The sequence below is a fragment of the Stakelama portus genome (assembly GCF_003171655.1).
GTDB lineage: Bacteria > Pseudomonadota > Alphaproteobacteria > Sphingomonadales > Sphingomonadaceae > Sphingomonas > Sphingomonas portus.
Map to the genome: position 1 here is coordinate 31,522 of NZ_QFZL01000003.1, position 12,644 is coordinate 44,165.

The following is a 12,644-nucleotide window of genomic DNA, read 5'->3' on the forward strand; positions in this document are numbered from 1 at the left end:
AATACATTTGTCCTGAACCTGCTCGCGATCACGCTTTTGGTGCTGGCAGAGTAGTCGCCCTTACGCGCCACGTTCGCCCTTCCAGGCGGCCTAGGCTTTCTGTTCCGAAGCCTCGTTCAGCATCCGATCGGCGAAAACGCGTTTGTACCAGCGGAGCAGGTCCAGCGCGGCGTCAATCTTCTCGGGCTTGCGGGTGATCAGCCGTTCGATCATCAGTCCGCGAAATGCCGCCTGGTGGAGCGTGTGCATGGCTTCGACCAGATCGTCATTTTCGATCCCTGCCGCCCTGGCTATCCGCTGCGTGCCCTCCAGCTGGAAATGGTCGAGATCATCGGCGACGTCGATCAGCCGCTCCTCCAGCGCCTCGTCACCGCGCTGCGCCATCAATATCTCGAGCGACGCCATCATCTCGGGCGCGGCCATCGTTGCCCAGGTGACGTCGGTAAGTGCCAGGAACCGCTCGACCCCTTTGGGATAGCGCAGGATCTCGTCGCGGCGCATCATGTGCACGCGCTGTTCGATTTCCTGCATCACCGAAACGATCAGGTCGGTCTTGGTGGGGAAATGATGCAGCATCCCGCCGCGGCTGATATTGGCACGCTTTGCGACGGTGATGGTGGTCGTCGCGGCATAACCTTCTTCTGCGAGGCAGGCGATTGCAGCGTCGATCGCGCGTCGCCGCGTCTCCTCGCGCCGCTCGGCCTGGCTGCGGCGCTGGCGCGGGGGAGCACAGGCGGCGGGAGAATTTTCTTCTGACATCATCAAATTATGGCGCTTCAACGAACCAAAGGAAAGATGGGCCCGCACCGATCGGCGCGGGCCGCGCAGGCTATTTCAAAAGCGGGCAGTGAAGCCGGTGAAGAATCGACGCCCGATCACATCATAGGTCGACGTCGCCGTGGTCGCAGGCCCGCCGAACTGAGGCGGCTGTTTGTCGGTAAGGTTGGTCACGCCGGCGCGAAATTCGAACTGATCGCCCACATGGATGCGGCCGATCAGGTCGAAATAGCTCACCGCAGGGACACCTGCGGCAGCGGCAGCGCTGTTGCTGACGGTGGAGGAATCCCGCATCTCGCCGATATACCGCCAGCGCAGCGACAGCGCTCCCGTTTCGCCGCCCAGTGTAAGCGTCGAAACATGCTTCCACCGGGGATGAGTCGAGGAATAGCCGTCGATCTGGGCATTGCCGATGGTGCCGGCATAGTCATAGGTCGGCTCGGATTCGATCGACTGGAGCTTATAGGCGATCACATAGCTGACCGCGCTGTTCAGCGAGACAATACCCAGCCCCTGGACATTCACTGCCGCGTCCAGCTGAAAGTCGATGCCCGAGGTTTCGTACTTGGCAAGGTTGAACAGCGGCTCGTCGATCGAGGCGAGAAGCCCGGAACCGTCGCGCGCGATCAGGGCGCAATACAGGTTGTCCGGATCATAGCCCGGGTTCTGCCCACCGAAGTTGAAGCATTGCTGAAGCGCCACCGGGCTGGTGACGTAACCGATCGCGTCGTCGACGGTGATCTTGTAATAATCGACCGAGACCGTGAAGTTGCGCAGCAATGGCCGCATGAAGGCGGGCCGCACCACCGTGCCGATCGTATAGCTGTCCGCCGTTTCTTCATGCAGATTCGGGTTGCCGACGCGATATGCGGAATTCGCCTGACCGGAATAGGAATATCCGTCGATCAGTGTGGCGGGGACGCCTTGCGCCAGACAGAGCGCACGCACCTGCGCAGGATCGACGCCGGCGACGCCGCCGTTGCGCGCCGCGCCATGCACGTCGCACGGATCGCCTCCGCCCGCCGACGCCAGCCCGATGATCCCGATCGCGCCTTCGCGCGGCGAATAGAGATTGCCGAGACTGGGCGCGCGGATCGCCCGCGAATAGCCGCCGCGGATACTGATGCCGCGCATCGGAGACCAGGTGCCGCCCGCCTTGTAGGTGTGCGTGCCGCCGATCCGGTCATAATCGGAATAGCGATACGCCAGATCGAATTCGAGCAGTTCCAGGAACGGCTGGTTGCGAAACACCGGAAGCAGTAACTCGCCATATAGTTCGCGCACCGCGATATCGCCGGCGGTGGACAATTGTCCCGACGTGCCCAGCGCTTCCGGGGCCGTGGTGACACCCGGCGTGGCAGTCGCGGTCGGACTGTTGCGCGGGTCGATGTCGGCGGAATAGGCATTGCGGCGATATTCCGCGCCGACCGCGAAACCCACGGGGCCCCCGGGAAGGTCAAATATCTCACCGGTGACGTTCCCCTGCACCACCGTCTGCTCATAATGGTAGCGATTGGTGGTGCTGAAGGTCAGATACGCCTGACACCCCGGCGAGGCTGGCGCAAAGCCGAACGGATCATAGCCTCCGTCGCACAGGCTGCGGCCGCCATCGGCGGCGTTTACCACCGCATTGAAGCGCGTGCGGCTGACCTGGTTGCGCGCCGTCGCGTCCTGATCGGTTTCCCCATGGCTGACATAAACGTCGTAGCGCAGCCCTCCGCCCAGATCGCCGCGAAAGCCGCCAAGCCCCTGGAACGCTTCATATTGCTGCTCGACCTCCAGCCGGCCGAGCCGGGTGCTCGTGAAATAATAAGTGATCGGCGCATTCGGCCGCGGCCGCGCGTTCAGCAGCACGCGCAGATCGGACGTAACGAACGGATTGTCGGCGCGAATCTGGATCGGTTCGACCACCGATTGCAGCACGCCCGACCCCGACAGCTGGTTGGTCGTATAGGTGGCGTAGTTGAACTGCGCATAGGCAGTGAGCGCGTCCGAAATCGCGAACTCCGCACGACCAAAGCCGGTATAGCGTTCGATCGGCAACTGCAGCGTGGAATCATACAGCGAACGCTGTCGCACCACGCCGTCCGATACGAGGTAGCCGGTGGCAGGATCGTCGCGCAGATTGATCGCGCCGGTCCGGCCCACCAGGCTTCGGTCGGCGTTGAGCATATAGCTGCTCGAAACCGGCGGCACGGCAGTGCCATAGCCATTGGCGAACAGCTGGCGATACGCCGCCACCGACGCAGGCGCGCCAAATCCGAACGGATTGGTGCCCGACTGGATGATCAGCCCCGAAGTGGGGGAGGATGTGCCATTTTCATCGTCGAAAAAGGACCGCTGATGCTGCGAAGCGGTATCGCGTTCCAGATAGGATCCGGAGAAGAACAGGCCCAGCCGGTCGTCGGCAAAACGCCCGCCCCAGGTCACCGACCCACTATAGGTGGCGGCATCCCCCAGTCCGGAGATCCCGGCATCGCCTTGCACTTCCAGACCGGTGAACCGGTCGTTGAACCGAAAGTTGATCACCCCGGCAATTGCGTCGGAACCATAAACCGCCGATGCGCCGCCGGTGATCACCTCGACATTGGAAACCAGTGCAGTGGGGATTGCGTTCAGGTCGATCGCGCCGGAAGGATCGGATGGCTGGAGCCGGCGACCGTCGAACAGGACGAGCGTCCGCTCGGGCCCCAGACCGCGCAGATTGGCCGTAGACCGCCCGCCCGAGGATCCCGCACCCGACGTGCCGATGGACGACGTCTGCGCGCCCTGCGAGGCTGAAAATTGGGGAAGCGCGTTCAGCGACTGATCCAGCGTCGACGGGCCGCTATTCTGGATGAACGTATCGTCCACCGTGATGATCGGGCTTTCGGCGGTGAAATCGCGACGGGCGATACGCGATCCGGTGACGACGATCTCGGCGGATTGCTCAGTCGGGGAATCCTGTGCCGGAGCACCTCCCGGCGCCTCCTGCGAGAATGCGGGCTGAATCAGAGCGGCAGCACAAACGCCGCCCAGAATTATCGGGCGCATAGCCATCGTGATTTCCTCTCCTCACCGCTTGAGCGGCGTCCTGTTTTCCGGCGCGCTCATCCGGCGCCCCTCGTCGAAAGCTGCGCCATCATTTAACGACCGTCAAGACTGTTTGTAAGTTGCGGCGAGTCGGGCGCTCTAGTAGATGGTCCGTAACGACAGGCAGAAAGCCGCCATTTTCGAACGGGAGGAGAGGATAGAATGCGCAGCAGCTTCAGCGCCGATCGTCGCGTCGTGATCACCGGAATTTGCGCGACGGCGCTTTTGTCGTCGGCGTGCACGCGCGGCATGCCGCAAGGCAGCGCGGCGCGAATTTGGGACTGGCCGCTGGCGGACCCGTCGGCAGTCGGGCTCGATGCAACAAAGCTTGATGCCGCCGCGAAACAGCTCGCCGCGGCGGGCGAGCGGCAGGGGCTGGTGATCGTCAGGGACGGGCATCTGGTCTTCGAACGTTACTGGGCCAACGCCTATCATCGCGCCGAACCCGGCTGGCAGAATGTATCATTCTCCGCCGGCAAATCATGGGGATCAACAATGGTCGGGCGCGCGGTGACGCAAGGGCATCTGTCGGTCGACGATCTTGCGCGCCGCTATGTCCCCGCGGCGCAGACCGGCCTGCATCCCGAAACCCGTATCCGTCATTTGCTGACGATGAGTTCGGGCGGCACGCTGGTGACCAAGCCGAGTTCGAAACCGCCCCGCAGACTGAACGACGATACGCCCCCGGGACCGGCCGAGGAATATAGCCGCTCCGAAGGCCATAGTCGCGAGCGCGGTGCGCCCGATGGCTATGGTGTCTCGCTCGCACCCGGATCGATTTTCTTCTACGACGGCGGCGCCGCAGACCATCTCGCCGAGATCGTATCGGCCGCCGTTGGCGTGCCGAGCTACGATTACATGATGCGCGAAATCATCGCGCCGCTCGGATGCCGCCATACCGATTACCAACCGCAGGGAATCGATTCGAACCGCGACGTGCGCATCGGCGGATCGATGCTGATTTCGTGCCGCGATCTGGCGAGGCTGGGGCGTCTGTATCTGGAGGGCGGCGTATGGAACGGCGAACGGCTGATCTATGCTGATTATATCGCCGCCGCCACCGCTCCCTCGGCGCGCAACCCCGATTATGGCTATCTGTGGATTCTCAACACGAGCGGACGGATCAGCCAGGCGCCGCGATCCATGTATTTCGCCGCCGGTGCGCGGGGGCAATTCTGCTTCGTGCTGCCCGAACAAAGGATCATCGTCGCGACGATGGGGTTCGGGCGCGAACAGCTCGGCTGGGGCGAGGCATGGGACGTGCTGGGCCCGGCACTGCTGACCTGACGTTGCCGCAAAGGGTGCGGCGGAGCAGATGCTGCCCCGCCGCCGCTCACTTCATTCGCTTTCGGCCTCACTGCCGCCGACCTCTTCCCAAAGCGTGCGGAATTCGGCACGTGGATCGTCCTCGACCCGCGTATCGGTGTCGAGGATCAACGTTGCACGGCGGTCGCTGGTATATGCCGGCCAGTCGGGCAGACGCGGGTTGTTGGGATCGCCCTTTTCCGCGAACGAATCCCATGCCGACGCGATGCGATCGGCCATCGCCAGACTACCCGCATTGGGCCCGTTCAGCGCGCTGCGGATATTGTGCAGGCTGGGTGCGACGTCGATCCCGTGCACCGCACCATAGCGCCCGCCCCATGCCGGGCTCGGCCAGGTCCAGAGATATTTCCACACCGGCGCGCCGCCCTGCCGTGCCTTCAGCTCGGCCTGCGTGAACGCAGCTTTGAAGAAACTGCGGTCGCTGTCCATCCGCGCGGCAAGCAAGAAGGGTTTCGCGTCGGGATCCGCCTCGCGATACATGGCAACCACCTCCTGCGCGCGATCGCCGGCGCGGCGGCGCGCAAAACCGAGCAGCTGCTCCTGCGTCATCGCATTCGCCGGCATCCGATAGGCACGCTCGTCAAGCGCGCTGGAAATAATCATCGGCACGTCGCGCGATACGTCGGGCGCATCGGGGAAGAAGGGATGGCGCGGCAGCGTGATCCCGTCGACCACCGGCGCAAAGGATCGCGGCGCTTCGCCCCGTGCACGGTCGGCCGCCTCGAGAGTCGCCTGCGTCTCGAGCAACGTCTGCCACGGCACCTGCTGCAACCGCCGCACGTCGCCCGGGCCAATCTCGAGCGCGTCGAGCAGCCGCCGGGCATTCGCGCGCGCCATTTCGGCGGGCATCATCTTGAGCGCCGATCCGCTCATCACCCCGGCGCGGTGGAACAGCCCCCTGGCGCCCGGCATCGCCATCAGCGTGCTGGTCTTGGCGCCGCCGCCCGACTGGCCGAACACCAGCACCCGATCCGGATCGCCACCGAACTGCGCGACATTCTCGCGCACCCAGCGGAGCGCCGCGACGATGTCCTGCATGCCGACGGTGCCCGATGTGGCAAAATCCTCCCCGGCAAATTCGGCGAGGTGGAGAAAGCCGAACGCGCCCAGACGATGCGTCACGGCGATCACCACGCTGTCGGCGAAGCGCGCCATCTGCTCCCCATCCATGCCGGTCGAATTGCCCGACCCGCCATAAAAGCCGCCGCCATGCAGCACGACGATTACCGGCTTCTTCGCAGTGGCGTCGAGCGTCGGCGTCCACAGATTGAGCGACAGGCAATCCTCGCCCGGGCCGCTCGGCTGGAGATCGAACATGATCAGATCGGCATAATCGTGCCGCCGATCGCCCGGCACCTGCGGCGAGACCTCCGAATAGGCAAGCGCATCGCGGATCCCGGCCCATGGCTCGACCGGCTGGGGCGGCCGGAAGCGGTTTGCGCCGCCGGTCGGCGCGCCATAGCGCACGCCCTTGAAGATCGCGACGCCGCCGGTGTTGGTCCCGCGCAGCTTGCCCTGGGCAGTATCCACCACGGGAAATATCTCTGCAGCGGCAGGACGAAGTCCCGCGAACAGCATCGCGCCGAAGCCGACCCCAAGCGCCGCCCGCCGATTCAAGCCGATTCAAAGTGAAGCTCATCGATTCCTCTCCCAAGCTGCCGGCTCTTGCTGAGTCAGCTTTCGCGCCTTCACGGTGCCTTGCCCGAAGATTGCCCTGCCTCGGCGTTGGGATCAAGAAACAATCTTGACTGTCGATAAATGAACGCCGACTCTTGCCGCAAGAATCCGCAACGACGGACGAACGGGAGAGATATGATGAGAGGCTTTCGGCATTTTCGAACCGCGCGGGCGCTTGTCTGTGCCGCCGCAGCTGCGGCTCTGGCGGCATGCACCGCGCAGGGCATAGCCGAACGACCGGGCGGCAGCGATGCGATCGCGCGACCTCTGCTTCAGACCAGCTACGGACCCATGCTGGGAACCCGCGAAGGCAATGGCAGCGTGATGGTGTTCAAGGGCGTGCGCTATGCCGCCTCCACCGAAGGCCGCCGCTTCCAAACCGCGCTTGCACCGCAGCCGTGGAACACCCCTGCGGATGCGAGCGAATATGGCAATGACTGCCCCCAGATTCCCGGCGGCGACGTGCCGTTGTTCGCAAGCTGGTCCAATGATCGCCCCGACAGCGAGGATTGCCTGTTCCTCAACGTCTGGACACGCGGACTGAACGACGGTGGGAAGCGGCCTATCATGGTGTGGCTGCACGGCGGCGGCTATGTCACCGGATCGGGCTCGGCGCTCGGCTATGACGGCACGCGACTGGCTCAACGCGGCGACGTCGTGATCGTGACGATCAATCACCGGCTCAGCGCCTTCGGCTATCTCTATCTGGCGGAGCTGACCGACGATCCGAAATATGCCGATTCGGGCAATATCGGCAGCCTCGATATCCAGCGCGCGCTGGAATGGGTGCGCGACAATGCGGCTGCGATCGGCGGCGATCCGGACAATGTGACCATCTTCGGCGAATCGGGCGGCGCCGCGAAAGTGTCGACGATGATGGCGATGGAAGGAGCGCGTGCCCTGTTCCACAAGGCGATTGCGCAGAGCGGGTCGATGTCGCTCGCCGGATTCACGCCGCGGGTGGGCACTGCGATTGCAACCGATCTGCTCCACACCGGCGGCATGACGCCCGCCGATATCGACCGGCTCGCGACGATGCCGATCGAGGAATTCGTCCCGATGATGATGCGCTCGCGCAGCCGCGGCGCCTATTTCCGTCCCGTCGTCGATGGCCGTTCGCTCACGCGCCAGCCCTTCACGCCCGACGCTGCGCCCACGTCGCGCGATGTGCCGTTGCTCGTCGGCACGAACCGTACCGAGATGCGGTTGCAGGCCGGCCTGTCGGGCGAAAACTGGAACCTCGGCTGGGAGCAGCTTCCCGAGAAGCTGAAGCCGTTCCTCGGCGCCGATGTCGATCCCGCGCCGATCATCGCCGGGATGCGTGCGGCCCATCCGGATGCGGATGCGAGCGAGGTGTTCTTCCAGGCCGCGACCTATCGCAACTATCGCGGCACGGCGATCACCCAGGCCGAACGCAAGTCGGCGCAGGGCGGTGCGCCGGTGTGGATGTACCGGCTCGACTGGGAGACCCCTGTCGATGGCGGCAAATGGAAAACGCCGCACGCGCTCGACATCGGCTTTGTGTTCGACAATGTGGCACGCTCCACGTCGATGACCGGCAGCGGGCCCGGACAGGACCGGCTCGCCGAACTGATGAGCGAGGCCTGGATCGCGTTTGCGCGCACCGGAAACCCCAACACCGCCGCGCTTCCCGACTGGCCGATTTATGACGCCCGCACACGCGCGACGATGATCTTCGACGTGCCTCCGCACGTAGTGAACGACCCCGACGGCGCCGAGCGCGAACTGCTGTCGCAACTCCCCGAGGGTCGCGGGCTGTGACCGGCATCACCCGGCGGAGTGCGATCGCCGGGGCGCTGGCGGGTGGTGCGATCGGGCCGCTCGCCGCGCAGGCCGCCCGCGCGCGCCCGACGGCATCGCGCGCGCAGGACAGCGAGACGGTGATGCCGGTGATGCCGCCGCTCACCGAATATATCGCGGGCGCGCAGAACGCGGCGGCGCCCGACGCGATCCGCGAACGCGCACGGCTCCACATCCTCGACACGCTTGCGTCGATCGTCGCCTGCCGCGATCTCGAGGCGGCGCGCCTCGGCCGCGCCTATGCGCTCGGCCCCGGCGGCAGCGGCACGACGACGATCCTCGGCACGACCCGGCAGGCCGCGCTTGTCGATGCGGTATTCGCCAGCGCGATGACCGGCCACGCCGCAGAGATCAACGATTTCATCCCGTCCGCCTATGTCCAGCCCGGTCCCGCAATCGTCAGCGCCGCACTGTCGCTGGCGCAGGCGCGCGGGCTGTCGGGTCGACAAGTGGTGAGCGCAGTGATCGTCGGCTATGAACTCGCCGGGCGCATTCCCAAGGCGATCGGCGCCCCGCGCCTCTATCGCTCGGGGCTGGCCAATCACGGTATCGGCCCGGTGTTCGGCACCGGCGCGGCAACCGCTTCGCTGCTCGGGCTCGACCAGACGCAGGTCGCGCACATGCTCAGCTACTGCGCGCAGCAGGCGTCGGGATCGTGGCAATGGCTGCTCGACGTCCGCCACGTCGAAAAAGCGTTCGTGTTCGCCGGCATGGGCGCCCGGAACGGACTTCAGGCAACGTTGATGGCGGAACTCGGTTTCACCGGCGTGCCGGACAGTTTCGATGTCGAGGGTGGCTGGCTGCGCTGGCAATCCTTCGCCGAGGCGGACCGCAGCGTGCTGATCGACGGGCTGGGACGCGACTTCGAATTAAGCCATGCCGCGTTCAAACGCTATCCGACCGGCGGCCCCACCCAGCCTGCGGTGGAGGCTTTGCTGGCACTGCGCGAACAGATACGCCCCGACGCCATCGCGCACATCCTGATCGAAATGCCGGGCCGCGCCGATGCTTTTCGCAGCGCGAATATGCCTGCGCTCAACCTTCCCTATCTTGCCGCAATCATCATGCTCGACGGAAAGCTCGATTTCACTGCGGCCCAATCGCTCGAACGGATGCACGGCGACCGTGCCGTTGCCGCGTTCCGCGAGAAAGTCGCAGTGGTGGAGGATGCTACGCAGGAAGCGGCGGAAGGCGAAGCTCGCGTCGAATCGGCGCGAGTCACCATCGTCCGCTCGCAAGGCGCCCCGCTGGTGAAGTTCATTCCCTATGTGCGCGGCTTCCCATCGCATCCGATGTCGCGGGAAGATGTCGAACGCAAGGCGAGCGAACTTGTCGCCCCCGCGCTTGGTCAGGCCCGTGCTCGCGATCTGATCGACAGAGTCGCCGGCCTGGATACCGCTCGGCCCGTGGACGACCTTGTCGCAATGATCGGCACCTGAACCGCTCGCTCGTCAGCCACGCCATCGGCCGGCGCAATCGACAAGATCGATCCGGTGCAATCGCGAACCTCACATAGGGCCCTGCGCGGCAATTCATGCTATGCGTGCCGGTATGAATGAACCTACGATCATCGAGCGCGCCTTCGCGCTGGCGGAGGGCGGCAGCTGCCGCAGCGTCGCGGACATCCGGCGCGCGCTGGTTTCCGAGCGTTTCGGCAATGTCGATGCGCACCTTGCCGGCAGCGCGATCAAGAAACAGCTCAACGCGATCCTCGCGCGCGCCGCTGCGTCGCGCGAAAACCCCGCGCCGACCGATCCCTAGGCGCCGCGTTTCCGCCAAAGGCCGGACGATGCCCGCCGATATCACGCCGCCGATCCGCATCGCGTCCGCGCTGATCGACGATGGCGCGGGGCGGATGCTGCTGGTCCGCAAGCGCGGATCGCGCTTCTTCATGCTTGCGGGCGGCAAGATCGAGCCCGGCGAATCGCCGGAAGCCGCTTTGTTGCGCGAATTGCGCGAAGAAATCGGCCTGGTCCCCGATCCACGGGCGCCCCGCTATCTGGGCAGCTTCACTGCCGAAGCCGCGAACGAACCGGGCCGGCGCGTCGAGGCCGAACTCTATCACCTGCGAATCGCGCCGTCGCTGGCGCATCCCCGCGCCGAAATCGCCGAGGCGCGCTGGCTCACCGAATCGCAAGCGCGCAGCCTGCCGCTCGCCAATCTGGCGCGCGACCATGTCCTGCCGATCTTCGAATCGCTGCTGCGCGCGGACGCCGGCTGAGCCCGCCCTGGAAACGCTGTCGCGCCGTCCCTCTTTTCGGATCGCACGACAACGCGTATAGCGCGCGGCATCATGGCATCGTCACCTGTATCCGCGTCCGCGCTATCCATGCCCGCCGACTGGCGCGATTTCCTCGCGCTGACCAAGCCGGGCGTGATGCGGCTCGTGGTCTTCACCGGTCTGTGCGGCATGCTTGCCGCGCCGGTCCAGACCCATCCCGTGCTCGCCTTTACCGCGATCCTGTGCATCGCGATGGGCGCCGGCGGCGCCGCAGCGCTCAACCAATGGTATGAGGCCGATCTCGACGCAAAGATGAAGCGCACGCGCGAACGCCCGCTGCCCGGCGGGCGGATGGAGCGCCAGTCGGCGCTGCATTTCGGCGTCGGCCTGTCGGTCGCATCGGTGGTGCTGATGTATTTCGCGATCAACCTGCTGTCGGCAGCGATCCTGACCGCATCGATCCTGTATTACGTCGTCATCTATACGGTGTGGCTGAAGCGCCGCACGCCGCAGAATATCGTCATCGGCGGCGCCGCCGGCGCCTTTCCGCCGCTGATCGGCTGGGCCGCGGCGACCGGACAGGTGTCGTTGCTGCCGGTATTGCTCTTCGCGCTCGTTTTCCTGTGGACGCCGCCGCATTTCTGGGCGCTCGCGCTGTTCGTGAAGAGCGATTACGCCAATGCCGGCGTGCCGATGCTGCCGGTGGTGGCGGGCGAGCGGACGACACGAACCCAGATCGGCCTCTATACGCTGCCGATGATCGCCGCTGCCATCGCGCCCTGGGCACTCGGGCTGACCGGCGCGATCTATGGCGTGGCTTCGATCCTGCTCAACCTGGTGTTCGGTGCGCTGGCGCTGGCCGTCACGTTCCGCCGCACCGGCACCGACGATGCGATGAAGCCTGAAAAGCGCCTCTTTGCGTGGTCGATCGTCTATCTGTTCCTCATTTTCGGCGCACTGGTCGCCGACCGGTGGCTGGCATGACCGACAAACGCGACGACGATCTGATCGCGGGCCGCGCCAGCGCCCCGACCCCGCCGAACGCCGAACAGGAAGCGCGCGACCATGCGATACAGGTGCGCAAGCGCCAGAAATCGCGCGCGCTGGTGATGGCGCTGATGCTCGGCGCGTTCGTGCTTCTGATCTTCGCGATTTCGATCGTGAAGATCGCAGCAGGGGTGGCGCCATGATCAATCGCAAGGTCCGTACCGGCCTGCTGGCGCTGGCCGGCGTGTTCGGCATGACCGGCCTGGGTTTCGCCAGCGTGCCGCTCTATCGCGTCTTCTGCCAGGTTACCGGCCTCAACGGCACGGTCAGCCGCGGGCTTCAGGCGCCGGGCGAAAGCGGGCAGAAGATCGTCATCGGTTTCGATTCGAATATCGATCAGCGGCTCGACTGGAGCTTCAAGCCCGAGCGCCGCACCGAAACGATCGATATCGGCGGGCGCGACCTGGCGTTTTTCATCGCCACCAACGACAGCGATCAGCCGGTTACCGGGCGGGCGACCTATAATGTGACGCCCGCGCGCGCCGGGAAATATTTCCGCAAGATCCAGTGTTTCTGCTTCACCGAACAGACATTGCAGCCGCATCAGACGGTGCGGATGCCGGTGATCTTCTATGTCGACCCGGCGATCCGTGACGACCCCGACACCGCCGATGTCGAAAAAATCACGCTTTCGTACACATTTTACCCTGTGGATTCCGGTCGAAGCCCGAGCTAGAGGGTTTGCGGAAATTCGCGGCATGGG

The 12,644-nt window shown here is 65.0% G+C and carries 11 protein-coding genes; 8 read left to right on the plus strand and 3 right to left on the minus strand.

Annotated features, from left to right (window positions below; translation table 11 throughout):
* Positions 1–90: 90 nt before the first annotated feature.
* A complete protein-coding gene (locus DKB74_RS08590) occupies positions 91–762 on the minus strand; it encodes a TetR/AcrR family transcriptional regulator (protein WP_109807757.1) in 672 nt (223 codons plus the stop codon).
* A 72-nt stretch (positions 763–834) separates the two neighbouring features.
* Positions 835–3,816, minus strand: a complete 2,982-nt coding sequence (locus DKB74_RS08595; RefSeq protein WP_109807758.1) for a TonB-dependent receptor plug domain-containing protein — start codon at positions 3,814–3,816, stop codon at positions 835–837.
* A gap of 195 nt (positions 3,817–4,011) precedes the next feature.
* Here DKB74_RS08595 and DKB74_RS08600 point away from each other — a divergent pair, with 195 nt between their 5' ends.
* Positions 4,012–5,136 (plus strand): serine hydrolase domain-containing protein, encoded by a 1,125-nt coding sequence (locus tag DKB74_RS08600; protein ID WP_109807759.1) that lies wholly within the window; start codon positions 4,012–4,014, stop codon positions 5,134–5,136.
* Positions 5,137–5,187: 51 nt separating this feature from the next.
* Here DKB74_RS08600 and DKB74_RS08605 read toward each other — a convergent pair whose 3' ends face one another.
* Positions 5,188–6,708, minus strand: a complete 1,521-nt coding sequence (locus tag DKB74_RS08605; protein ID WP_239987433.1) for a carboxylesterase/lipase family protein — start codon at positions 6,706–6,708, stop codon at positions 5,188–5,190.
* 282 nt (positions 6,709–6,990) lie between these two features.
* Between DKB74_RS08605 and DKB74_RS08610 the strand changes: the two genes are divergently transcribed.
* The 7 genes from DKB74_RS08610 (at position 6,991) to DKB74_RS08640 (ending at position 12,617) form a co-directional block, all read left to right on the plus strand.
* On the plus strand, positions 6,991–8,634 hold the full coding sequence (locus DKB74_RS08610; protein ID WP_109807760.1) for a carboxylesterase/lipase family protein: 1,644 nt from the start codon (positions 6,991–6,993) through the stop codon (positions 8,632–8,634).
* On the plus strand, positions 8,631–10,112 hold the full coding sequence (locus tag DKB74_RS08615) for an MmgE/PrpD family protein (protein ID WP_239987434.1): 1,482 nt from the start codon (positions 8,631–8,633) through the stop codon (positions 10,110–10,112). Before DKB74_RS08610 ends, DKB74_RS08615 begins: the two co-directional genes overlap by 4 nt.
* A 112-nt stretch (positions 10,113–10,224) precedes the next feature.
* Positions 10,225–10,434 (plus strand): hypothetical protein, encoded by a 210-nt coding sequence (locus DKB74_RS08620; RefSeq protein WP_109807761.1) that lies wholly within the window; start codon positions 10,225–10,227, stop codon positions 10,432–10,434.
* Positions 10,435–10,462: 28 nt separating this feature from the next.
* Positions 10,463–10,894 carry an NUDIX hydrolase gene (locus DKB74_RS08625; RefSeq protein ID WP_109807762.1) on the plus strand — a complete coding sequence of 144 codons (432 nt, stop codon included), beginning with the start codon at positions 10,463–10,465 and terminating at the stop codon, positions 10,892–10,894.
* Between the two features lie 72 nt (positions 10,895–10,966).
* Positions 10,967–11,878 carry a heme o synthase gene (locus DKB74_RS08630; protein ID WP_109807763.1) on the plus strand — a complete coding sequence of 304 codons (912 nt, stop codon included), beginning with the start codon at positions 10,967–10,969 and terminating at the stop codon, positions 11,876–11,878.
* Positions 11,875–12,084, plus strand: coding sequence for a hypothetical protein (locus tag DKB74_RS18830; protein ID WP_109807764.1), 210 nt, complete (start codon positions 11,875–11,877; stop codon positions 12,082–12,084). The genes DKB74_RS08630 and DKB74_RS18830 overlap by 4 nt, the downstream gene beginning before the upstream one ends.
* Positions 12,081–12,617, plus strand: coding sequence for a cytochrome c oxidase assembly protein (locus tag DKB74_RS08640; protein ID WP_109807765.1), 537 nt, complete (start codon positions 12,081–12,083; stop codon positions 12,615–12,617). Before DKB74_RS18830 ends, DKB74_RS08640 begins: the two co-directional genes overlap by 4 nt.
* Positions 12,618–12,644 lie beyond the last annotated feature (27 nt).

Excerpts from the sequence above, each read along its gene's own strand:
- DKB74_RS08625 (WP_109807762.1), top strand. The coding sequence starts at position 10,463 with ATGCCCGCCGATATCACGCCGCCGATCCGCATCGCGTCCGCGCTGATC.
- DKB74_RS08620 (WP_109807761.1), top strand. The coding sequence starts at position 10,225 with ATGAATGAACCTACGATCATCGAGCGCGCCTTCGCGCTGGCGGAGGGC.
- DKB74_RS08595 (WP_109807758.1), bottom strand. The coding sequence starts at position 3,816 with ATGGCTATGCGCCCGATAATTCTGGGCGGCGTTTGTGCTGCCGCTCTG.
- DKB74_RS08590 (WP_109807757.1), bottom strand. The coding sequence starts at position 762 with ATGATGTCAGAAGAAAATTCTCCCGCCGCCTGTGCTCCCCCGCGCCAG.
- DKB74_RS08600 (WP_109807759.1), top strand. The coding sequence starts at position 4,012 with ATGCGCAGCAGCTTCAGCGCCGATCGTCGCGTCGTGATCACCGGAATT.
- DKB74_RS08610 (WP_109807760.1), top strand. The coding sequence starts at position 6,991 with ATGAGAGGCTTTCGGCATTTTCGAACCGCGCGGGCGCTTGTCTGTGCC.
- DKB74_RS18830 (WP_109807764.1), top strand. The coding sequence starts at position 11,875 with ATGACCGACAAACGCGACGACGATCTGATCGCGGGCCGCGCCAGCGCC.
- DKB74_RS08630 (WP_109807763.1), top strand. The coding sequence starts at position 10,967 with ATGGCATCGTCACCTGTATCCGCGTCCGCGCTATCCATGCCCGCCGAC.
- DKB74_RS08640 (WP_109807765.1), top strand. The coding sequence starts at position 12,081 with ATGATCAATCGCAAGGTCCGTACCGGCCTGCTGGCGCTGGCCGGCGTG.